Below are 20,806 nucleotides of genomic sequence, written 5' to 3'. Positions count from 1 at the left end.
CCGCCGCTATGCCTGGTGCACCGCCTACCCGGTCAAGTGCACCCACAAATACGGAGATACACAATGTCTACCTCTCCCGTCACCCTGATGGTTGCGCGTCGCGTGGCCAAGGGTCGCTACGAAGAATTGATGGCCTGGCTGCGCGAAGGCGAGCAATTGGCTACTGACTTCCCCGGTTACCTGGGGTCCGGCGTGCTCGCCCCGCCGCCCAATGATGATGAATTCCAGATCATTTTCCGCTTCGCCGATGAAAAGACCCTGCATGCCTGGGAATTTTCCGCCTCGCGCAGTGCCTGGTTAAGCCGTGGCAGCGAGCTGTTTGCCAACCCCTCGGAACATCGCGTGAGTGGCATTGATGGCTGGTTCGGCGCAGTCGGCGCACGCCCGCCACGCTGGAAACAAGCCGTGGCGATCTGGCTGGCGTTTTTTCCGGTGTCGCTGATCTTCAACTTTGTACTGGGCCCGTTGCTCAGTGAGTTGGACCTGCTCCCTCGTGTGTTCGTCAGCACCCTGGCCCTCACGCCGCTGATGGTTTACCTGTTCATTCCGCTGTCGACCCACCTGCTGGCCAACTGGCTGCATCCCACGCCCACACCGCGCAAGGCCACCGAAGCCGCCGCGTGAGTACAGGGGGCCCGGTCGCTGGTATGATTTGAGCCTGCCAGCAAATCGAGCCCTCCATGACTGCAACGAACGCCCCGATCCTGATCACCGGCGCCGGCCAGCGTGTCGGCCTGCATTGCGCCCAGCGCTTGCTGGACGAAGGCCACTCGGTGATTTTCAGCTACCGCAGCGAACGCCCCGGCGTGCAAGCCCTGCGCGAACGCGGGGCGATCAGTGTGTTTGCCGACTTCTCCAATGAGGCCGGCATCCTGGCGTTTATCGCAACGCTGAACACCCACACCCAAAGCCTGCGCGCAATCATCCACAACGCCTCGGCCTGGATCGCGGAAACGCCTGGCGAAGAAAGCCGCGCGTTTACCGACATGTTCAGCGTGCACATGCTTGCGCCGTACTTGATCAACCTGCATTGTTCACCCTTGCTGCAACGCTCGACACCCGCCGACATCGTGCACATCAGCGATGACGTGGTGCGCAAGGGTAGCCGCCAGCACATCGCCTATTGCGCCACCAAGGCCGGGCTCGACAGCCTCACGCTGTCGTTTGCCGCGCAGTTCGCGCCGTCGATCAAGGTCAACGGCATTGCCCCGGCAATGGTGATGTTCAACGAAGGCGATGACGCGGCCTACCGCGCCAAGGTGCTGGCCAAGTCGGCACTGGGCATCGAACCCGGGCCCGAGGTGATCTACCAGAGCGTGCGTTACCTGCTGGATAACCCTTATGTCACTGGTACCACCCTGACCGTCAACGGCGGGCGGCATATCAAGTAAGCCGTTTGTGAGGATGTTGTATGACCTTATCCCTGCCCCAACACTACCGCGAGATTCTCAAAGGCCTGGGCGAAGACCCGGAGCGTGAAGGCCTGCTCGACACCCCTAAGCGTGCCGCCAAGGCGATGCAGTACCTGTGCCACGGCTACGAGCAGAACCTGGAAGAAATCGTCAACGGCGCGCTGTTCACCTCCGATAACGACGAGATGGTGATCCTCAAGGACATCGAGTTGTACTCGCTGTGTGAGCATCATCTGCTGCCCTTTATCGGCAAGGCCCACGTGGCCTATATTCCGACCGGCAAGGTGCTGGGCCTGTCGAAACTGGCGCGCATCGTCGACATGTATGCGCGGCGCCTGCAGATCCAGGAAAACCTCACGCGACAAATCGCCGACGCCATCCAGTCTGTGACCCAGGCCGCCGGTGTGGCGGTGGTGATCGAAGCCAAGCACATGTGCATGATGATGCGCGGCGTGGAAAAACAGAATTCAACCATGAACACCTCGGTGATGCTCGGCGCGTTCCGCGAGTCGAACACCACGCGCATGGAGTTCCTGCAACTGATCGGACGGAGCAAGTAGCAATGCCACAACTTCAACCAGGCATGGCGCGCATCCGGGTCAAGGACCTGTGCCTGCGCACCTACATCGGCATCAATGAGGACGAAATCCTCAACAAGCAGGATGTGCTGATCAACCTGACCATCCTGTATGCCGCCCAGGAAGCCGTGCGCGACAACGACATCGACCACGCGCTGAACTACCGCACCATCACCAAGGCGATCATTGCTCACGTCGAGGGCAACCGCTTTGCCCTGCTGGAGCGCCTGACCCAGGAACTGCTGGACCTGGTGATGGGCAATGAATCGGTGCTGTACGCCGAAGTCGAAGTGGACAAGCCCCATGCGCTGCGCTTTGCCGAGTCGGTGTCGATCACCCTGGCGGCCAGCCGCTAACTCTAGAGATTTGCGTGAACCCTATGAACGACCAACAACGCCTCGAACTCGAAGCCGCCGCCTTCCGCCGGCTGGTGGCGCACCTGGACAGCCGCAAGGATGTTCAGAACATTGACCTGATGAACCTCTCCGGTTTCTGCCGTAACTGCTTGTCCAAGTGGTACAAGGCCGAGGCCGATGAGCGCCATATCGAGCTGAGCCTCGATGACGCCCGCGAAGTGGTGTACGGCATGCCGTACGCCGAGTGGAAAGCCCACTACCAGAAAGAAGCCAGCGCCGACCAACAAGCGGCGTTCGCCAAAGGAAAAACCCATGACTAATTTGAATGCCCTGCGTGCCAGCCTTGAAAGCGGCGAACACTTCTTTGACGATACTTTGGCCTTTGTCGAAGAGGGTTACGACTACCAGCCGCAAGCCTTCACCAATGGCGACGTGAAAAACGCCGCCGGGCAGAATGAAGGCTCGTGCAAGACGTTGGGTTTGGCGTTGCTGGAAGGCTTGACTGACCAGGAAGCGTTGCTGGCGTTTGGCGAGCATTACCGTTCGGTGGTGGCGACGCCTGAGGGGAGTGACCATGGCAATATCCGTGCGTTGATTGCGCATGGTCTGGCCGGGGTGAAGTTCACGGCACAACCCCTGACCCGCAAGTCTTAAGTCGAACCTAAATCAAAATGTGGGAGCGGGCTTGCTCGCGAAAGCGGTGTGTCAGTCAATGAATTGGGCGACTGAACCACCGCTTTCGCGAGCAAGCCCGCTCCCACATTTGTTCTGCGGTGTTGCTGGAACCGTGGGCATAAAAAAACCGGCTTTCGCCGGTTTTTTTAGTTCAACAGGTTTAGAACGCAGCGTCCTTCAAACCGTCGAGGTAACGCTCGGCATCCAGTGCCGCCATGCAACCGGCGCCAGCCGAGGTGATGGCCTGGCGGTACACGTGGTCAGCCACGTCACCGGCAGCGAAAATACCTTCCAGGTTGGTCGCAGTGGCATTGCCTTCACGACCGCCCTGCACCACCAGGTAACCATCCTTGGCTTCGAGCACGCCTTCGAACAGCGAAGTGTTCGGGGTATGGCCGATGGCGATGAATACGCCGTCGACTGTCAGCTCGTCGAAGCTGCCGTCGTTGTTTTTCAGGCGGGCGCCGGTCACGCCCATGTTGTCGCCCAGGACTTCGTCCAGGGTGGCGTTGAGCTTGAGGATGATCTTGCCTTCAGCGACACGGGCGTGCAGCTTGTCAATCAGGATCTTCTCGGCGCGGAAGGTCTCGCGGCGGTGAACCAGGGTCACGGTGCTGGCGATGTTGGCCAGGTACAGCGCCTCTTCCACGGCGGTATTACCACCACCGACCACGGCGACCGGCTTGTTGCGATAGAAGAAACCGTCGCAGGTAGCGCAGGCGGAAACACCTTTGCCCATGAACGCTTCTTCCGATGGCAGGCCCAGGTAACGGGCGCTGGCGCCGGTGGCGATGATCAGCGCGTCACAGGTGTAAACACCGCTGTCGCCAGTCAGGCTGTAAGGCTTCTTGGAGAAGTCGACCTTGTTGATATGGTCGAAAACGATCTCGGTTTCAAAGCGCTCGGCGTGCTCTTTCATGCGCTCCATCAGCACCGGGCCGGTCAGGCCGTGGACGTCGCCCGGCCAGTTGTCGACTTCGGTGGTGGTGGTCAGTTGACCGCCCGCCTGCATGCCGGTGATCAGCAGCGGCTTGAGGTTGGCCCGGGCAGCGTAGACCGCAGCGCTGTAACCGGCAGGGCCGGAACCGAGAATAATCACTCGCGAATGACGGGTATCAGACATGACTCACTCCTATCGACCACCCGGACAACAAGGCGGCTGGAATAAAAAAGGACCGCGAAGCACTTGGGGAAGGCTTGAACTCGCACGTCCTGAAAAATAATGGGTGCAGCGTATAGAGGGGGGCAAGATTAAGGAAATACGGAATAACAATCCAGCTCATAGGTGGTCTCTATGCAGTCGAGTCGGTTGATCGACGCGTTTGTTACAGCTGATGTCGCCGCTTTCGCCTGTGTGGCAAAGCCGGTAAGGTCGGCGCGTTCGCCCCTTTGCTCGGAGTTTTCCATGCCCGCCCCTGCTCTTTCCGGCCCGCAATATCTGCGTGAAGGCCTCAAACTGGTGTTGAGCCCAGGCTTGCGGCTGTTTGTGTTGCTGCCGCTGGCGATCAACTTGGTGCTGTTCGTCGGCTTGATCTATTTCGCCGGCCATCAGTTCAGCCTGTGGGTCGATACCCTGATGCCGACGTTGCCGAGTTGGCTGAGCTTTTTGAATTACCTGCTGTGGCCGTTGTTCGTGGTGCTGGTGGTGCTGATGGTTTTTTTCACCTTCACCATGCTTGCCAACATCATCGCCGCACCGTTCAACGGCTTTCTCTCGGAGAAAGTCGAAGTGGTGGTGCGAGGCACCGATGACTTCCCGGCTTTCAGCTGGGGCGAGCTGATTGCCATGGTGCCGCGTACCCTGGCGCGCGAAATGCGCAAGCTGGGCTACTTCCTGCCCCGGGCCATCGGCCTGTTTATCCTGTCGTTCATTCCGGTGGTCAACCTGGTCGCAGCGCCGTTGTGGCTGCTATTTGGCGTTTGGATGATGGCTATCCAATACATCGACTACCCGGCGGACAACCACAAGCTGGGCTGGAACGAAATGCTCGCCTGGCTGCGCCAGAAACGCTGGCAGAGCATGAGCTTCGGCGGCATCGTTTACCTGGTGTTGCTGGTGCCGGTGCTCAACCTGCTGATGATGCCGGCGGCAGTGGCCGGGGCGACGTTGTTCTGGGTGCGTGAGCAAGGCGCCGAGGCGATGGCACGGCAGAATGTAGCCAAGTCATAAATCCATCATCCCAATGACACAATGACGACATGGCCCACGGTGACACTGTGGGTCATGACGACAGCCTCGCTTCACATCACTCTGATTACCGAAACCTTCCCGCCGGAGATCAACGGGGTGGCCAATACCCTTGGCCGTCTGTGCGAGGGGTTACGCGCACGCGGCCATCAGGTCGAGCTGGTGCGCCCGCGACAGGGCAGCGACCAGAGTCGCCCCAGTGACGACGAGTTGCTGCTATGCCGTGGCTGGCCTCTACCGGGTTACCCGGGCCTGCAATGGGGACAATCGTCGATGCATAAACTGCTGCGGCGCTGGACCCGTCAGCGTCCGGACGTGCTGTACATCGCGACAGAGGGCCCTCTGGGGCTATCGGCATTGCGTGCAGCCCGCCGCCTGGGAATCAGCGTGGTCAGCGGCTTTCACACCAACTTCCAGCAGTATTCGAACCAATACGGCTTGAGCATGCTGAGCCGGATGGTCACTCACTATCTGCGCTGGTTCCACAACCGTTCGACCTTGACCCTGGTGCCCAGTGCCAGCCAGCGCCTGGAACTGGAGCGACGACATTTCGAGCGCCTGGGGATGTTGGCGCGCGGGGTGGACAGTCAATTGTTCCATCCGGCAAAACGCGATAACGCGCTGCGCGAAAGCTGGGCTTTGAACAGTGGGCAAACCGCGGTGCTTTACGTGGGCCGATTGGCGCAGGAAAAGAACCTCGGTTTGCTCAAGCGCTGCTTCGAGACGCTGCAGGACACCTATCCATTGCGCCAGATGAAACTGATCATCGTCGGCGACGGCCCGCAACGGGCAACGTTGGAAAAGGAGCTGCCAGAGGCGATCTTCTGCGGCACCTTGCGCGGTGAAGAACTGGCACGGCATTACGCATCGGGCGATGTATTTTTATTCCCCAGCCTCACCGAAACCTTCGGCAACGTGGTGCTGGAAGCGATGGCGTCAGGGTTGGGCGTGGTGGCCTATGACCAGGCCGCTGCGACCCAGCATATTCGCCACGGTTACAACGGTGTGCTGGCAATGCCGGGTGATGAGGACGCTTTTTGTGATGCCGCCAATTGGTTGCTAGAGGACGCCGAAAGCTTGCGCCGCATGCGCCTGAACGCGCGCCAGCATGCCAGCCGCCAGGGCTGGCCGGCGATTATCGAGCAGTTTGAACGCCAGTTGCGGGGCGTGTGCAAGGACGGGCATCCACTGCCCGTCCTCTCGCCCATCACACCAGGGTCGTCAACGCCTCACGACTGAACGGCAAAATGTCGCTCTCGCGCCCTTCGCGCACTTTGACTGCCCAATCCGGGTCCACCAGCAGTGCACGACCCACGGCAACCAGGTCGAACTCGTCGTTGTTCAGGCGCTCCAGCAGTTTTTCCAGGCTGGCTGGCTGAGCGACTTTGTCAGTGTTGACCATAAATTGCAGGAACTCGCCGTCCAGTCCGACGCTGCCAACGGTGATGGTCGGTTTGCCGGTGAGTTGGCGGGTCCAGCCGGCGAGGTTGAGGTCGGAACCTTCGAATTCCGGCTCCCAGAAGCGACGGGTGGAGCAGTGGAAAATGTCCACGCCAGCGTCAGACAACGGCTTGAGGAATTCACCCAGCGCCTCAGGGGTTTGTACCAGGCGGGCGGTGTAGTCCTGCTGCTTCCACTGCGAGAAACGGAAGATGATCGGAAAGTCTGGGCCTACCGCTGCGCGGGTCGCCTGGATCAGCTCGATGGCAAAGCGCGAACGGTTGGCCAAGCTGCCGCCGTACTCGTCGGTGCGCTGGTTGCTGCCTTTCCAGAAGAACTGGTCCACCAGGTAGCCGTGGGCGCCGTGAATCTCCACACCGTCCATGCCGATGCTCTGGGCATCCTTGGCAGCCTGGGCGAAGGCGTTGATCACGTCTTTGATGTCTTGCTGGGTCATGCCATGGACGACCACGTTGCCGTCCTTGAGTTTTTCCATCGGGCCGTAGGCCGGCACGCTGGCGTCAGGCTCAGTACCGATACGGCGCACGCTGCCCACGTGCCACAGTTGCGGAACGATTTTGCCGCCTTCGGCGTGCACTGCGTCGACGACTTTCTTCCAGCCAGCCAACGCCGCTTCTCCGTAGAAATGCGGAACGTTGGGGTAGCCGTTGGAGGCTTGGTGGCCGACCACAGTGCCCTCGGTGATGATCAGCCCTACACCGGCGGCAGCGCGGCGGCGGTAGTACTCGATAACTTTGGAGTTGGGTACGCCACCTGGAGAGAACGAGCGGGTCATGGGCGCCATGACTACGCGGGTAGACAATTGCAATGCACCGAGCTGGAACGGTTTGAACAAGGCTTGGACAGGCATGGGGCACTCCACGTCAGAGGGATTTATGATGTGGATAATATGGAGAGTGCAACGTGTTGAGTAGCACTATTGATCTGGGTGATTAAGGTGCAAAAGCCGGACGCGGAGCGTCCTGGGAAGCGTTCCCACGCGGCGCGTGGGAACGATCAGAAAAGAAGCGATGTTTAGCTCAGGGCTTTTTCGATGGCTTGGACGATGGAGGGATCATCCGGAGCGGTACGTGGCGAGAAGCGCGCCAGCACTCGTCCATCCTTGCCCAGCAGGAATTTTTCGAAGTTCCAGGTGATATCGCCCGGAAACTCAGCGCCCTCACCCGCCAGCAAGCGGTACAGCTGATGGCGGTCATGGCCGTTGACGTCGAGCTTGCTACCCAGAGGAAAGGTCACTCCGTAGTTGAGGCTGCAGAACTCACGGATTTCCTCTTCGGTGCCCGGCTCCTGGCCAGCAAATTGATTGCACGGCAGGCCAAGCACGGTAAACCCCTGGCCCTTGTACTGCTGATAGAGGTTTTCCAATGCCGCGTATTGCGGGGTCAAACCACATTTGGAGGCCACATTCACCACCAGTACAACTTGCCCCTTGAAAGGCGCCAATGGCAGCTCTTGTCCGTCCAAAGCTTTGAGTTTCAGGTCGTGGAAAGCACTCATGACGAACTCCAGATATCCCATGTTCTTCGCATTGCGGCTTTTCGAGATTACAACCCGCAAGCCTGCAATCATAGACGCCGATTGCAAAACTCGCTCGCGGGTTACTGAGCGGTAGGCCAGGGCAGAATCGGAATCGCCGTCACTGCGTTTTGCGGGCTGCCTTCGATCAGGCGGTCGCTGTAAACCAGGTAAACCAGGGTGTTGCGCTTCTTGTCGAGGAAGCGCACTACCTGCATGGTCTTGAACACCAGCGAGGTGCGCTCCTTGAACACTTCGTCGCCGTCCTTGAGCTCGCCCTTGAAGCGGATCGGGCCCACCTGGCGGCAGGCAATCGAGGCTTCGGCGCGGTCTTCGGCCAGGCCCAGGCCGCCTTTGACGCCGCCAGTCTTGGCGCGCGACAGGTAGCACGTCACGCCATCGACCTTGGGATCATCAAACGCTTCGACGACGATCCGGTCGTTGGGGCCCACAAACTTGAACACGGTCGACACCTGGCCGATTTCCTCGGCGGACGCCAGCAGCGGCATCGCCAGTAGCAGCCCGATTAATCCTTTTATTACGCGCATCGTGTAATTCCTTTGCTTAGACCAGGATCAGGTTATCGCGGTGCACCAGTTCCGGCTCCGCCATGTAACCCAATAGACCCACAATCGCGTCAGACGACTGCCCAATGATTTTCTGCGCTTCGAGGGCGCTGTAGTTGGCCAGGCCACGGGCGATCTCACGGCCGTCCGGCGCAACGCATACCACCATTTCGCCACGACGGAAGCTACCCTGCACCAACTTGACGCCAACCGGCAGCAGGCTCTTGTTGCCCTGGGACAAGGCTGACACAGCGCCATCGTCCAGCACCAAGGTGCCACGGGTTTGCAGATGACCGGCCAGCCACTGTTTGCGCGCCGCCAGCATGCCGCGTTCCGGCGACAGCAGCGTGCCGATGCGCTCACCCGCCTTGAGACGATCCAGCACGCGCTCGATGCGCCCACCGACGATGATGGTATGGGCACCGGAACGCGCCGCCAGGCGTGCAGCGCGCAGCTTGGTCTGCATGCCGCCACGGCCCAGGGCACCGCCGACGCTGCCGGCCACTGCGTCCAGCGCCGGGTCATCGGCACGGGCTTCATAGATCAATTGGGCGTCGGGGTTGTTGCGCGGGTCGGCGTCGAACATGCCGTCGCGGTCGGTGAGGATCACCAGCAGGTCGGCTTCCACCAAGTTGGCTACCAAGGCGGCCAAGGTGTCGTTGTCACCGAAGCGGATTTCGTCGGTAACCACGGTGTCGTTTTCGTTGATCACCGGGATGACTTTCAGCTCCACCAGTGCGCGCAAGGTACTGCGGGCGTTGAGGTAGCGCTTGCGGTCGGACAGGTCGTCGTGGGTCAGCAGGATCTGCGCCGTGTGGCGGCCGTGCTCAGCGAAGCTGGATTCCCAGGCTTGCACCAGGCCCATCTGACCGATGGCGGCGGCGGCTTGCAGTTCGTGCATCGCGCTGGGTCGCGCGGTCCAGCCAAGGCGGCTCATCCCGGCGGCAACCGCCCCGGACGATACCAACACCAACTCGACGCCAGCCTCATGCAAGGCCACCATTTGCTCGACCCAGACGCTCATGGCTGCGCGATCCAGCCCCTTGCCATCTGCCGTCAGCAGCGCACTTCCGATCTTTACGACCCAGCGCTGCGCACCTGTCACTTTGCTCCGCATCATCATCAACCTTAGATTGAGGGCTGCGCGACCCAGCGCGGCCCATAACGTTATACCCGGATACTAAAACGCCGCTCTAAAGGAGCGGCGTTCAAGTTTATCGCAACGGATCAGTCGCGCACGTAAATGATTTCCGGGCCATCTTCATCATCCACGTCTTCTTCGTCCCAATCGTCGTCGCCGATGTCATGGACCGACTTCACGCCGCTGCGGCGCAGGGCACGTTGGTCGTCCAGGGCCTGCAACTGGGCGCGGGCTTCGTCTTCGATGCGCTGGTCGAGTTCGGCCAGTTCGGCCTTGAACACCGGGTCGGCGGCCAGGCGGTCGGCACGGTCTTCCAGGTAGCGCATGATGTCGCGGGTCAGGCGCTCGGTGCCTTCTTTGGCGATGGCCGAGATCACGTAGACCGGACCTTCCCACTCCAGGCGGTCAACGATTTCCTTGACGCGTTCCTCGTGTTCTTCTTCGAGGATCTGGTCGCACTTGTTCAGTACCAACCAACGATCACGCTCGGCCAGGGACGGGCTGAACTTGGTCAGCTCGCTCACGATCACTTCGGCGGCGTCCGGCGCGCTGGTGTCATCCAGCGGTGCCATGTCGACGAGGTGCAACAAAAGACGGGTACGCGACAAGTGCTTGAGGAAGCGAATCCCCAGGCCCGCGCCATCGGAAGCACCTTCGATCAGGCCAGGAATGTCGGCGATCACGAAGCTTTTCCAACGGTCGACGCTGACCACACCCAGGTTTGGCACCAGGGTGGTGAACGGGTAGTCGGCAACTTTCGGCTTGGCGGCCGAGACCGAGCGGATGAAGGTACTTTTACCGGCGTTCGGCAAGCCCAGCAGGCCCACGTCGGCCAGTACTTTCATTTCCAGCTTGAGGTCACGCTGCTCGCCCGGCTTGCCAGGGGTCGTCTGGCGCGGCGCACGGTTGGTACTGGACTTGAATCGGGTGTTACCCAGACCGTGCCAGCCGCCCTGCACAACCATCAGCTTCTGGCCGGCCTTGGTCAGGTCGCCAATCACTTCCTGGGTGGCCGAGTCGATGATCGTAGTGCCGACCGGTACGCGCAGCACCAGGTCTTCGCCTTTCTTGCCGGTGCAGTCGGTGCTGCCGCCGTTGGAGCCACGCTCGGCATCGAAGTGCCGGGTGTAGCGGTAGTCGACCAAGGTGTTGAGGTTTTCGTCGGCCATCATGTAGATGGAACCGCCGTCACCACCGTCACCGCCGTTGGGGCCACCGTTTTCGATGAATTTTTCGCGACGGAAACTCATGCAACCGTTACCGCCGTCGCCTGCTTTTACTCGGATGGAAACTTCATCAACGAACTTCATAACAAAACGCCTCTCGTCGCGTGGACGAGCTTAAGAAACCAAGACATAAGACTCTTGCAAAAATGAGCGCAGCGACCTCAATCAGCGACCGCAAATCCAGCGCCTGAGCCCATCACAAACAGCTTTGCAAGAGACTCACTCCACAAACGAAAAAGCCCCGTCGCAAGACAGGGCTTTTCCAGCGATCTCGCAATTAAGCTGCGACAACGCTCACGTAACGGCGGTTGAAAGCGCCTTTTACTTCAAACTTGATCACGCCTTCGATTTTCGCGAAGAGGGTGTGATCTTTACCCATGCCTACACCGTAACCGGCGTGGAATTGGGTGCCGCGCTGACGCACGATGATGTTGCCCGGAATGATTTTCTGGCCGCCATACATCTTAACGCCAAGGCGTTTGGCTTCTGAGTCGCGACCGTTACGGGTACTACCACCAGCTTTTTTGTGTGCCATGAGTCAATTCTCCTAGTGAGGAATTAGGCTGAAATTAAGCCTGAATACCGGTGATTTTGATCTCGGTGTACCACTGGCGGTGGCCCATACGCTTCATGTGGTGCTTACGACGACGGAACTTGATGATGCGGACTTTATCGTGACGACCTTGGGAGATCACTTCAGCCACAACGGTAGCGCCAGCAACAACTGGAGCGCCGATGTTCACGTCATCGCCATTGGCGACCAACAGAACGCGATCAAAAGTAACGGATTCGCCAGTAGCGACTTCCAGTTTTTCGATCTTCAGGTATTCACCTGGGGCGACCTTGTATTGCTTGCCACCAGTAACAATTACTGCGTACGACATGGTATTTCTCCGATAATCCTGCTCACCCAGCTCTTTATAAGAAGAGGTATTGGCTGGCATGGCTGCATGGGATGGACGTCCCGAATGCAATTGCGTAAGGCAGGTGCTGCCCAGGAAGTTCAGGGTGCGCGATTGTACGCAAGCTATAAGAGGCTTGCAAGGGGCCGTCCATCGCGCCTTGACACCCGGGGGTCAGGGTCCTAGCATGCCGCGCAACCCTTCTGGAGCGACTGTCGCTGATGCAACCCCAAGCTTTCTACCGCGCGGTCGCGGACGATTTTAGCGCCGTCGACGGCATCATCAAGAAGCAGCTGACTTCTAAAGTGCCGCTGGTCTCCAAAATTGGTGACTACATTACGTCGGCGGGCGGCAAACGCCTGCGTCCTTTATTAGTGTTGCTGTGCGGCAAGGCCTTGGGCCGTGAAGGCGATGATTTGCGCCTGCTGGCCGCCACCATCGAATTCCTGCATACCGCCACCCTGCTGCATGACGACGTGGTCGACATGTCCGGCATGCGCCGTGGTCGCGAGACCGCCAATGCCATGTGGGGCAACGCTCCCAGCGTACTGGTAGGCGACTTCCTGTATTCGCGCTCGTTCGAAATGATGGTCGAGCTGGGCTCGATGCCGGTGATGAAGATTCTTTCACAGGCCACGCGCATCATCGCCGAAGGCGAAGTACTGCAACTGTCCAAGGTCCGCGACGCCAGCACCACCGAAGAAACCTATATGGAAGTGATTCGCGGCAAAACCGCGATGCTCTTCGAAGCCTCCACTCACAGCGCCGCCGCGTTGTGTGGCGCGACTGCCGAACAGGCCGAAGCCCTGCGCACATTTGGCGACCACCTGGGCGTGGCATTCCAACTGGTGGACGACCTGCTCGACTACCGTGGCGACGCCGAAACCCTGGGCAAGAACGTCGGTGACGACCTGGCCGAAGGCAAGCCGACCTTGCCGCTGATCTACACCATGCGCGAAGGCACGCCGGAGCAGGCCGCCTTGGTGCGCAAGGCGATCCAGAAAGGTGGGATCGAAGACCTGGAAGCCATCCGTGCAGCGGTCGAAGCCTCGGGTTCGCTGGATTACACCGCGCAGTTGGCGCGTGATTTCGTGGCGCGTGCGATCAAGTGCCTGGAAGCCCTCCCCGCCAGCGAATACCGGGATGCCCTGGTTGAGCTGAGTGAGTTTGCGGTCGCGCGTACTCACTAAAGCGCGTGCCTGTGTGGGAGGACCCCCTCCCACATTTAGATTTCACACAACCTGTAAGACTGCAAAACCCTATACAATGTGCGCCCTTTAGCCATCCCTGACTCTCAAGGAGCCTTAGTGAGCACGTTGCCACCCTGCCCAAAATGCAATTCCGAATACACCTACGAAGACGGCACCCAGCTGATCTGCCCGGAATGCGCCCATGAGTGGTCCGCCAACGGCGAGGCCGAAGCGGCCGGTGATGAAACCGTGAAGAAAGACTCTGTGGGCAACGTCCTGCAGGACGGCGACACCATCACCGTGATCAAGGACCTCAAGGTCAAGGGCACCTCGCTCGTGGTAAAGGTCGGTACCAAGGTCAAGAACATCCGCCTGTGCGATGGCGACCACGATATCGATTGCAAGATCGACGGTATCGGCCCAATGAAGCTCAAGTCCGAGTTCGTGCGCAAAGTCTGATTTTGCTGTCTCCATCCCGCGCCTGCCGCGGGATGGCGTTTCGCCCTCTCCTTTGATCCCACGCAATAACCGCACAGAAAAAACCAGAATCCGCCAATAGGCACTTGCTATTCTACGAATAAGAATTATTCTCATTGAAACCCATCAAGGAGATGCGACTCATGACTTATTTGATAGATGCCTGGCTGGACCGCCCACACCCTTACCTTCGAATCCTGCATCGGGAAACCGGCGAAGTCTGTGCTGTGCTGGAAGAAGAAGCGCTGAATGAACTGCAGGACCAGGGTGACCTGGACGTGAATGGCCTGAGTTCGAGTGAACCTGGGGTGCTCAAAGAGGTGGTGCGTAATCTGTTTCTGTTCTGCTATGCCCGAGCGTTGCGCCCGGCGACTGAACTGCATGGCAAGTTTCATCCATGAGCCAATCCTGTGAAAGCGAGCTTCATGTGGGAGCGGGCTTGCTCGCGAAAGCGGTGGATCAGTCAGACTGACACGCCGTCTTCGCGAGCAAGCCCGCTCCCACACAAGCCATTTCCCGCAATAATCAGCAGGTCTTACAGAACGTCGAGCAGCTCGACGTCGAACACCAGAACACTGTGCGGCGGGATGCTGCCAACGCCTTGAGCGCCGTAAGCCAGTTCGCTCGGCACGTACAGGCGCCATTTGCTGCCGGCATTCATCAGTTGCAGGGCTTCGGTCCAGCCAGCGATCACGCCGCCAACCGGGAATTCTGCAGGCTGGCCACGCTCGTAGGAGCTGTCGAACACAGTGCCGTCGATCAGGGTGCCGTGGTAGTGAGTACGCACTTGGTCTTCACGGGTCGGCTTGGCGCCATCACCGGCAGTCAGCACTTCGAATTGCAGGCCGGAAGCCAGGGTGGTGATGCCATCGCGCTTGGCGTTTTCAGCCAGGAAGGCCAGGCCTTCGCCAGCAGCCGCTTCTGCCTTGGCAGCCGCTTCGGCTTGCATGATTTCACGGATAACCTTGAAGCTGGCAGCCATTTGCTCTTGGTCAACACGGCTTGGTTTGCCAGCGAAGGCGTCGGTCAGGCCGGCCAGGATCGCGTCCAGGCTCACGCCAGGCGGCGGGTTGTCGCGCAGTTGGTCGCCCAGTTGACGGCCAATACCGTAGCTGACGCGGGTTTCGTCGGTGGACAGATTAACTTCGGACATGAGGTGCTCCGCTGTAGGGCAGCACAATTTCCCGCGCCGCCCAAATCGAAAAGGGCCAGCAGACTAGCACACAACACCGCACCTTGATGAGCCCCTCCTCACCCTACCTATCTACCGCCGGGCACGCCCGCAGGCTCTCCATGCTGATGACTCATTCATCACCCTGGGACAGTGCCAATGAGTACGCCAACCCCCCCCTTTGCATTACCTACCCTGCAACAGGTCCACAGCCACCTGCTGGAAATCGATCCAACGCTGCGCCCTCACAGCAAGCGCCCCGTCACGTTGCCGCCCGAGCGTCTGGCGCTGGAAAAAATCAATGCCACCCTCAACCACGTCAACGGCGTCTATGCATCAAAGGCTTACGCCCTGTATCAAGACCTGGCAGACGCCGACCTTGCCCAGGCCAGCGGCCAGCAACTGCTTGAGCGCTTGAGCAGCGAACTTGTCACACAATTGCAGGCCCTGGATGAAACCAGCACCGTCGACGGCCAAAGCCGCAAAACCTACCTGAGCGTCACCGCCGGGATCAACGCGCTGGAACAGGAAGCCCGTCTCAACGCCAGCGACGCACTGCTATCCCCGGCTGACCTGTTGATGCTCGAAGACAGTTCCCGCGGGCCGAGCTTTCGCCCGGGCATGTACGCGCTGACGTTCGACTACCAAGACCAGCGCGTGGCGTTCGCCGGGGCCTTCGTTCTGGCGCGCCAGGCCAGCCCCACCGTCAACAGCTTGACCGACACGGCCGCCGTGGGCCCGGTGCTGTTATTCACCCCTTCCCGCGGCCTGGAGGCATTCGACACGCTCCACGACCTGGACCAAGGTCTGCAATCTGCGCTGGCCACGAGCGCCGGGCAGGCCGAGTTCAGCCGCCACCTCCCGACGCGTTATCAGCATCTGGGACCTATCGGCATTTTCCCGCTGGCCTTACAGCCCATTGAGGGCGAGCCGTTGTTCGAACAGGTGTACCAGGCCCAGCTCGAAAAACGCGAGCAGGACATCAACCACGCCCTGCGCCTCGCCAAGGCCGGACAGCTCAGTGCCATGGCGCTCAAGGTACATCTGGACGCCGCCATCCACGCCGCCCTGCCCGACCTGACCCCGCGCCTGGAATTCAGGGCACAGCGCTTGCTGGAGCGCGATTTATTCAGCAGCCTGCCCGACTGGTATCGCCGCGCCAACACGGCCCAGCGCAAAGCCCTCGACCAGCACTTGCGCAGCTATAACCACGCACGCGAAGCATTCATCGAGTTGTTCGGCCCCGCAGCAACGCCCCAAGCGCTGGCCCGGCATCAATGGGCCGAGCAACTAGCTGATGAGCTGGACATCCACGATCTGGACCCGGACCTGCTGACCATCACCACCCGCCGCACCGTCCCCCAGGTTGGCACGTACAGCCAGCAACGTTCGCTGGTAGAGCTGACCCTGCGTGGCCTGCATACCGGCGATAGCACACCTGGCTCGGCGTTTCTCGAGCACAGCACCTTGAGCTACGCCGGGGCGCCGCTCGGGCAAGCGTATGCCCACCTCACCGTGCCAACCTTGCTGACCTTGCTGCAAGACCTGCAACCGCGCCTGGACTTCGCCAACACCCAAAAAGCCGCCCTGGGTTCCCCGCCAATCAAACGGGCGGCGCGGGATTTTTTTGATCAGCGGCTCGTGGCAATGGCCTATATCGCCAAGCTGCAAGGGCACCTGAACCCGGCCGATTACCAGTTGTTCGAAGACCTGCGGGAACGCCCACGCCCACAATTGTGTGCCCAGACCGTGTTGCTCCACGGCGCACAGCTCCACGACCTGTGGCTGCTGCGCGAGGAAGATGCCGACGGCCAGATTAAACGGTTGTTGTTGTGTACACCCGATGCGCCAAGTGCCCAGCAGTTCATCGCGTTCAACACACTGCGCGAGTGCCAAAGCCACATCATTGGCTGGACAGATCGCACCGCGCGCATAAAAGGTCGCAGCCTCAGCGATTACCTGCAGGAACAAGTCCCCCTGCGGTTTCGGGCGAAGATGGGGAGTTTCCTACGGGACATCAGCCTGCGCCCAGACGCCGCCGAGCATGAGGAAGTGACCTTCGGCAAACCATGCAGCCATACCGATTGCCTGGATGCGATGGCCGCGCATCGGTTGGCGGTGCAACTGGATGATTACCAATTCAGCTCCCCAGCCTGGTACCGCGCGGCCTCGGCGGCCGAGCGCATGCGCCTGGCGAGCCTGGCCGATAACGCCGCTGGCGCGCTGCGCAGCTATGACGCCAGGCAGGATGCCGAGGCGCAGTTCCCATCATTTGAAAGTTACCTGCATGAAAAGGCTAAGCTCAGCCTCAATACGCTACTGGGCCGCCAGCAGAACGACGTTGACCCGGATAGCGTGTTTGCCTACTCGCCCAAACCGCTGATCGGTGCGCCACCACAGCCGGTGTCCTACACCACCCTCTACCGCGATGGCTACGCAGACGGTATTGGCTTTCTCGACGAAAAATTCTCCGCCGCCGCGACCTTTCGTGGCCCACCCGGTGTTGACCTGAGCCCACTGACCGCGCAAAACGTCGCCCGCTCCGTCACCGGGGTATGGATCGGTCAGCGGTATATCGATGAGGTACGTCGGCGTCTGCAACACAGTGAAAGTCCGGGCTACGACGAGCGACGCAACGCGGTCGTGGCGATCGAGCAATTGCAGATGAAAAACGCCGCACTGGAATCGCGCCTTCAGGGGCATATTGCCAGTGTCGACCTGGCGTGGCTCGAACGGGCTATCGATAGCCTGTCCGACAGCGGCACTACAGCGCGCAACACCTATAAAGTCCACCGGTTGTCCATCAACGGCGATTGGGTACTTGGCAACTACCTGTTCAGCCACGGCAATCACCCCGTGCTGCTCTATACCCCACAGGCACCGGATGGCATCGGCTTTCGCGAGGCCAGGTTGTTCAATTACCTGCTGAAAAAAGTCGAGGGCATGCCTGCCTACTGGTGCGCGCGGGTGCCGTTGCCGTCTATGGCGCGAATCGGGCTGTTCCTGAAAAACGCCAGCAACGGCTTGCCGGACGACATCAACCGCTCGACCCCAAGCATTGCCCGACATGACAGCACGCAGCACATCACGCCGTTGACCGACCTGCGCCATGAGTTTTACAACATGCGCCTGCAACGCAAGATCGACGACGTACAGGCCACCACGGTCAATCGCACGCAGATGATCACCGGCATCCTTTGGACCTGCATCGAATGGGTGACCGCCGTGGCCACGATGCCGTTCCCGCTGCTTAGCCTGACCCTGGGCGGGTTGCTGGCATTCAAGGACGCCATGCTTGCCCTCAATGCCTACCACCAGAATGACCAAGGCGGCGCACTGGAGCACTACATTGGCTACCTCACCAACCTCGGCGGTGCGCTGTTATTCGATGTACGCCCGGCCCTCAAGGGCGCCTTCAAATCACTGCGCCCGGTTATCCGCAGCAGCTCGCACGCCACAGACAACGCGCTGATCAGCCAAGTAGATGCACTCAAACCCGAGGGCATGCAGCCTGTGTTGTTCGAAGGACGCCCCCTGTGGACCTCGCACACCCCGGATGCACTGGGCCGCTACTTGCTTTACCGCCACGACCCCCTCACCGATCAATTGCACTCGACTGCGCGGTTGGTCAATCAAACTGCCGAAGGCCAATGGGTACGTACCGGTGTGGCGGGCGGCGGTCGCAAACAATACGAAAAACTGCTGGCCGACGAGAGCAGCGCGCTGGAGCCCTTTGACACGGCGCCTGACCAGGCCAAGACCTTCCGCAGCCTGCTAGACCCCCAGTTCAAGCAAAAACTGCAGAGCATGGAGCCTGGCTACAGCGGGGCAGCCCAGAGCAATGCCCTGACACAATCGGCCCCCCTGCGCACCGCTTACGTCAAACAGGTTGAACAGCTGACCGAGCGGGCCAATGCCTTCTTCCAGGCTTTACCCTCCCCGGCGCCCAGAGCAGCGCTGCCCTCGTTGGCGACGGATGCGTTGCACGCCGATATTCTCAAGACCCTGTTCAGTCGTAATAAACGCTTGATCATCGGCGCCGTCGACAACTCCATCGCCAGCAAGCAGCTGTTGATCGAACAACTGCCCGGCCTGGTCGATCAGGGCCTTAAGCGCGTGTATATCGAGAACCTGCCCCGGGACCTGTTTCATCGCAAACTGAAAATCCTCAACAACCAGCTCAGCGGCAACAAGGCCCATGCCCTGCAGCAAGTCGAAGAACACCTCAAGCTTGTGGATCAAGCCCTGGGGCTGGCAGCGGACGCGCCGTTCACTTATCGCAAATTGCTGCTGGAGACCCAGCGGCTGAACGTCGCCATCGACGGCCTCGATGGCAGCGCCTCCTACCATATGGAGCACGTGTTGGCCTTGGGCGATGGCCCACGCTTCATCCCCCGCAGCAGCAAACTGCGTAACTTCTACTCGCACACGGTGATCGAACAAAACCTTAAAAAAGACGCCGACGAAGGCTGGGTAGCGCTGGTGGAGCCCAACCGCCTGGGCACCTACGAACAAGTGGCTGGTTTATCGGACCTGCAAAGCGCCCCTGCCTTGCGTGTGGAAGACGCGGCAGCGGGTCAACGCACCGGCCTCTGGCCCGACACCGCCAGCAGCGCGCAATCGCGTGGTGATTACACCCTGGCCATGCCAACGGCTCACGCCGCGCTGCAACCACCGCGTGCGTCAGCGCCGCCACCGCAGGTAGCAGCGCACTATGCAGAGTTTGATATTCCCTACGACCAGCGTGCCGACATCGACCGCCTGAGAATGGAGCACCGTGGGCTGGATACTCGCTACGGCTCCAGCAGTTCAAGCACGGCGCGACAAACATTCATCCAGACCCGCCAGCGCTTGCAGGCCAGCGCCAAGGCCTCGCTCGCCGACTTCGCGCCTGCCCAACGAGGCCCCCTTACGGACATCGCCACAGCCACCCACGAACGGGTATTTATTGAGCGGGTGTATGCCCAAAAACTGGGATTGGTGATAGGTGAAGCGCACTCGGCCCAGTCCAGCAAGCGCCTGTTGATTGAGTACATGAAACACCTGAGAAAACAGGGGGTAAAAACCCTGTATATCGAGCACCTGTTCACCGACCTTCACCAAGGCGCGCTGGACACCTTCCATGCCACGTCGCGCATGCCCGCCAATCTGGCAACCTATCTGGCCCAACTGGACCTGGGCCAGATGCCGCTCTACAAAGGGTCTTTTACGTTCACCAATGTACTCAAGGCCGCCAACAAATACGGGATCCGCATTCGCGCCCTCGATTGCACGGCCAGCTATCACATCAAAGGGCTCGCGGGCATGAACGCACGTGGCGAACTGTTCAGCTACTTCGCCAATGAAGTGATCAAGGCTGACCAACTCGCCCAAGGGCCACACAAATGGGTCGCCTTTGTCGGCAGCACCCACACCGATATGTACCTGGGGGGGCCAGGCCTCGCCCAGTTGCAGGACGCCATCAGCCTGCATGTGCGCGACACCGCCCCCGAGCTGGCACGGCCGCTGCACGCCGCCACCTGGCAAGTCGTTGATGAAGGCCAGAGCGCAGCCTTGCGCAGTGACTTCAAGATAGAAATGGCAGTCGCCGGGCGCCCGGTACACCGCGCGCCACCGCCGCCGAGCCGCAGCCGACTGACGGCGCCTGGGCAGTTCATTATCGAACGTCCCAACGACAGCGAGATCAACCTGGTGCACTTTTCGCGCAGCAATGACGTGGTGAGTACGCCGATTCAAATAAATGAACAAGGCCAGTTTTTCGTTGAACGCTGGGAGCCACTCAAACCGCGACGGTTCTATTACCTGTCCCAACTTACTGAGATGCTCAAAGCCGCTCCTCCCATTGGCATGGGGATGACGCATCTGACCTGACTACTCGCCCCCCTGCCCGTTCATCGGGCAGGGGGGCGGTTTTTCATCACCGGTGCAAAAGCCATTTCAGATCCGCG

General features: G+C 60.2%; 22 protein-coding genes. 12 read left to right on the top strand and 10 right to left on the bottom strand.

The annotated features are described in order from the left end of the window. Positions 1-63 precede the first annotated feature (63 nt). The 6 genes from HF257_RS31310 to HF257_RS31285 are packed head-to-tail and all read left to right on the top strand — an operon-like array spanning position 64 to position 3,000. Entirely contained in the window at positions 64-624 is a 561-nt protein-coding gene (locus HF257_RS31310) for an antibiotic biosynthesis monooxygenase (RefSeq protein WP_185710365.1), read from the top strand. A 56-nt stretch (positions 625-680) separates the two neighbouring features. Next, a complete protein-coding gene (folM, locus tag HF257_RS31305; RefSeq protein ID WP_185710366.1) occupies positions 681-1,391 on the top strand; it encodes a dihydromonapterin reductase in 711 nt (236 codons plus the stop codon). Positions 1,392-1,411: 20 nt separating this feature from the next. Further along, a complete protein-coding gene (gene folE, locus HF257_RS31300) occupies positions 1,412-1,972 on the top strand; it encodes a GTP cyclohydrolase I FolE (RefSeq protein ID WP_185710367.1) in 561 nt (186 codons plus the stop codon). A gap of 2 nt (positions 1,973-1,974) precedes the next feature. Further along, complete coding sequence (gene folX, locus HF257_RS31295) at positions 1,975-2,346, top strand: dihydroneopterin triphosphate 2'-epimerase (protein ID WP_033896194.1); 372 nt, start codon at positions 1,975-1,977, stop codon at positions 2,344-2,346. Between the two features lie 23 nt (positions 2,347-2,369). Then, positions 2,370-2,666 carry a DUF1244 domain-containing protein gene (locus HF257_RS31290; protein ID WP_176996953.1) on the top strand — a complete coding sequence of 99 codons (297 nt, stop codon included), beginning with the start codon at positions 2,370-2,372 and terminating at the stop codon, positions 2,664-2,666. Further along, positions 2,659-3,000, top strand: coding sequence for a HopJ type III effector protein (locus tag HF257_RS31285; RefSeq protein WP_185710368.1), 342 nt, complete (start codon positions 2,659-2,661; stop codon positions 2,998-3,000). Before HF257_RS31290 ends, HF257_RS31285 begins: the two co-directional genes overlap by 8 nt. A 181-nt stretch (positions 3,001-3,181) precedes the next feature. On the opposite strand, the gene trxB is transcribed toward HF257_RS31285, so the two are convergent. Both trxB and HF257_RS31275 read right to left on the bottom strand, forming a co-directional pair. Then, the gene (gene trxB, locus HF257_RS31280; protein ID WP_185710369.1) at positions 3,182-4,144 is read right to left on the bottom strand and encodes a thioredoxin-disulfide reductase; all 963 of its coding nucleotides are present in this window, start codon (positions 4,142-4,144) and stop codon (positions 3,182-3,184) included. A 128-nt stretch (positions 4,145-4,272) separates the two neighbouring features. Further along, positions 4,273-4,428 (bottom strand): hypothetical protein, encoded by a 156-nt coding sequence (locus HF257_RS31275; protein WP_185710370.1) that lies wholly within the window; start codon positions 4,426-4,428, stop codon positions 4,273-4,275. Between HF257_RS31275 and cysZ the strand changes: the two genes are divergently transcribed. Continuing rightward, on the top strand, positions 4,427-5,191 hold the full coding sequence (gene cysZ / locus HF257_RS31270; protein ID WP_185710371.1) for a sulfate transporter CysZ: 765 nt from the start codon (positions 4,427-4,429) through the stop codon (positions 5,189-5,191). The two genes, HF257_RS31275 and cysZ, sit on opposite strands and share 2 nt — an antisense overlap. Before the next feature lie 54 nt (positions 5,192-5,245). Then, on the top strand, positions 5,246-6,448 hold the full coding sequence (locus tag HF257_RS31265; protein ID WP_185710372.1) for a glycosyltransferase family 4 protein: 1,203 nt from the start codon (positions 5,246-5,248) through the stop codon (positions 6,446-6,448). Here the strand turns inward: HF257_RS31265 and HF257_RS31260 are convergent. From HF257_RS31260 to rplU, 7 genes are all read right to left on the bottom strand, one after another. Further along, complete coding sequence (locus tag HF257_RS31260) at positions 6,417-7,520, bottom strand: NADH:flavin oxidoreductase (RefSeq protein WP_185710373.1); 1,104 nt, start codon at positions 7,518-7,520, stop codon at positions 6,417-6,419. The two genes, HF257_RS31265 and HF257_RS31260, sit on opposite strands and share 32 nt — an antisense overlap. A gap of 164 nt (positions 7,521-7,684) precedes the next feature. Continuing rightward, positions 7,685-8,167, bottom strand: a complete 483-nt coding sequence (locus HF257_RS31255; RefSeq protein WP_185710374.1) for a glutathione peroxidase — start codon at positions 8,165-8,167, stop codon at positions 7,685-7,687. Between the two features lie 101 nt (positions 8,168-8,268). Continuing rightward, complete coding sequence (locus tag HF257_RS31250) at positions 8,269-8,733, bottom strand: CreA family protein (RefSeq protein ID WP_185710375.1); 465 nt, start codon at positions 8,731-8,733, stop codon at positions 8,269-8,271. A gap of 16 nt (positions 8,734-8,749) precedes the next feature. Next, positions 8,750-9,868, bottom strand: a complete 1,119-nt coding sequence (proB, locus tag HF257_RS31245) for a glutamate 5-kinase (RefSeq protein ID WP_003176047.1) — start codon at positions 9,866-9,868, stop codon at positions 8,750-8,752. A gap of 110 nt (positions 9,869-9,978) precedes the next feature. Then, entirely contained in the window at positions 9,979-11,202 is a 1,224-nt protein-coding gene (cgtA, locus tag HF257_RS31240; RefSeq protein ID WP_010206489.1) for an Obg family GTPase CgtA, read from the bottom strand. A gap of 193 nt (positions 11,203-11,395) precedes the next feature. Continuing rightward, on the bottom strand, positions 11,396-11,653 hold the full coding sequence (rpmA, locus tag HF257_RS31235) for a 50S ribosomal protein L27 (RefSeq protein WP_003176049.1): 258 nt from the start codon (positions 11,651-11,653) through the stop codon (positions 11,396-11,398). A 34-nt stretch (positions 11,654-11,687) separates the two neighbouring features. Continuing rightward, complete coding sequence (gene rplU, locus HF257_RS31230) at positions 11,688-12,002, bottom strand: 50S ribosomal protein L21 (protein WP_007950961.1); 315 nt, start codon at positions 12,000-12,002, stop codon at positions 11,688-11,690. A 239-nt stretch (positions 12,003-12,241) separates the two neighbouring features. Between rplU and HF257_RS31225 the strand changes: the two genes are divergently transcribed. From HF257_RS31225 to HF257_RS31215, 3 genes are all read left to right on the top strand, one after another. Then, the gene (locus HF257_RS31225; protein WP_185710376.1) at positions 12,242-13,210 is read left to right on the top strand and encodes a polyprenyl synthetase family protein; all 969 of its coding nucleotides are present in this window, start codon (positions 12,242-12,244) and stop codon (positions 13,208-13,210) included. A 117-nt stretch (positions 13,211-13,327) separates the two neighbouring features. Next, on the top strand, positions 13,328-13,669 hold the full coding sequence (locus HF257_RS31220) for a zinc ribbon domain-containing protein YjdM (RefSeq protein ID WP_185710377.1): 342 nt from the start codon (positions 13,328-13,330) through the stop codon (positions 13,667-13,669). A 161-nt stretch (positions 13,670-13,830) separates the two neighbouring features. Then, positions 13,831-14,088 carry a PA4570 family protein gene (locus HF257_RS31215; protein WP_017735021.1) on the top strand — a complete coding sequence of 86 codons (258 nt, stop codon included), beginning with the start codon at positions 13,831-13,833 and terminating at the stop codon, positions 14,086-14,088. Between the two features lie 134 nt (positions 14,089-14,222). On the opposite strand, the gene HF257_RS31210 is transcribed toward HF257_RS31215, so the two are convergent. Beyond that, the gene (locus HF257_RS31210) at positions 14,223-14,840 is read right to left on the bottom strand and encodes an FKBP-type peptidyl-prolyl cis-trans isomerase (protein WP_017477811.1); all 618 of its coding nucleotides are present in this window, start codon (positions 14,838-14,840) and stop codon (positions 14,223-14,225) included. Between the two features lie 177 nt (positions 14,841-15,017). On the opposite strand from HF257_RS31210, the gene HF257_RS31205 reads away from it, so the two are divergent. Then, positions 15,018-20,729 (top strand): membrane-targeted effector domain-containing toxin, encoded by a 5,712-nt coding sequence (locus tag HF257_RS31205; protein ID WP_185710378.1) that lies wholly within the window; start codon positions 15,018-15,020, stop codon positions 20,727-20,729. Positions 20,730-20,806 lie beyond the last annotated feature (77 nt).

Source organism: Pseudomonas cremoris (assembly GCF_014230465.1).
The sequence above is the reverse complement of the archived record's forward strand: the minus strand, read 5'-3'. Positions and strand labels throughout refer to the sequence as shown.

Excerpts from the sequence above, each read along its gene's own strand:
- folE (WP_185710367.1), top strand. The coding sequence starts at position 1,412 with ATGACCTTATCCCTGCCCCAACACTACCGCGAGATTCTCAAAGGCCTG.
- proB (WP_003176047.1), bottom strand. The coding sequence starts at position 9,868 with ATGCGGAGCAAAGTGACAGGTGCGCAGCGCTGGGTCGTAAAGATCGGA.
- HF257_RS31215 (WP_017735021.1), top strand. The coding sequence starts at position 13,831 with ATGACTTATTTGATAGATGCCTGGCTGGACCGCCCACACCCTTACCTT.
- folX (WP_033896194.1), top strand. The coding sequence starts at position 1,975 with ATGCCACAACTTCAACCAGGCATGGCGCGCATCCGGGTCAAGGACCTG.
- HF257_RS31205 (WP_185710378.1), top strand. The coding sequence starts at position 15,018 with ATGAGTACGCCAACCCCCCCCTTTGCATTACCTACCCTGCAACAGGTC.
- folM (WP_185710366.1), top strand. The coding sequence starts at position 681 with ATGACTGCAACGAACGCCCCGATCCTGATCACCGGCGCCGGCCAGCGT.
- HF257_RS31255 (WP_185710374.1), bottom strand. The coding sequence starts at position 8,167 with ATGAGTGCTTTCCACGACCTGAAACTCAAAGCTTTGGACGGACAAGAG.
- cysZ (WP_185710371.1), top strand. The coding sequence starts at position 4,427 with ATGCCCGCCCCTGCTCTTTCCGGCCCGCAATATCTGCGTGAAGGCCTC.
- HF257_RS31210 (WP_017477811.1), bottom strand. The coding sequence starts at position 14,840 with ATGTCCGAAGTTAATCTGTCCACCGACGAAACCCGCGTCAGCTACGGT.
- HF257_RS31265 (WP_185710372.1), top strand. The coding sequence starts at position 5,246 with ATGACGACAGCCTCGCTTCACATCACTCTGATTACCGAAACCTTCCCG.
- rpmA (WP_003176049.1), bottom strand. The coding sequence starts at position 11,653 with ATGGCACACAAAAAAGCTGGTGGTAGTACCCGTAACGGTCGCGACTCA.
- HF257_RS31310 (WP_185710365.1), top strand. The coding sequence starts at position 64 with ATGTCTACCTCTCCCGTCACCCTGATGGTTGCGCGTCGCGTGGCCAAG.
- rplU (WP_007950961.1), bottom strand. The coding sequence starts at position 12,002 with ATGTCGTACGCAGTAATTGTTACTGGTGGCAAGCAATACAAGGTCGCC.
- cgtA (WP_010206489.1), bottom strand. The coding sequence starts at position 11,202 with ATGAAGTTCGTTGATGAAGTTTCCATCCGAGTAAAAGCAGGCGACGGC.
- HF257_RS31250 (WP_185710375.1), bottom strand. The coding sequence starts at position 8,733 with ATGCGCGTAATAAAAGGATTAATCGGGCTGCTACTGGCGATGCCGCTG.
- HF257_RS31225 (WP_185710376.1), top strand. The coding sequence starts at position 12,242 with ATGCAACCCCAAGCTTTCTACCGCGCGGTCGCGGACGATTTTAGCGCC.
- trxB (WP_185710369.1), bottom strand. The coding sequence starts at position 4,144 with ATGTCTGATACCCGTCATTCGCGAGTGATTATTCTCGGTTCCGGCCCT.
- HF257_RS31275 (WP_185710370.1), bottom strand. The coding sequence starts at position 4,428 with ATGGAAAACTCCGAGCAAAGGGGCGAACGCGCCGACCTTACCGGCTTT.
- HF257_RS31285 (WP_185710368.1), top strand. The coding sequence starts at position 2,659 with ATGACTAATTTGAATGCCCTGCGTGCCAGCCTTGAAAGCGGCGAACAC.
- HF257_RS31290 (WP_176996953.1), top strand. The coding sequence starts at position 2,370 with ATGAACGACCAACAACGCCTCGAACTCGAAGCCGCCGCCTTCCGCCGG.
- HF257_RS31260 (WP_185710373.1), bottom strand. The coding sequence starts at position 7,520 with ATGCCTGTCCAAGCCTTGTTCAAACCGTTCCAGCTCGGTGCATTGCAA.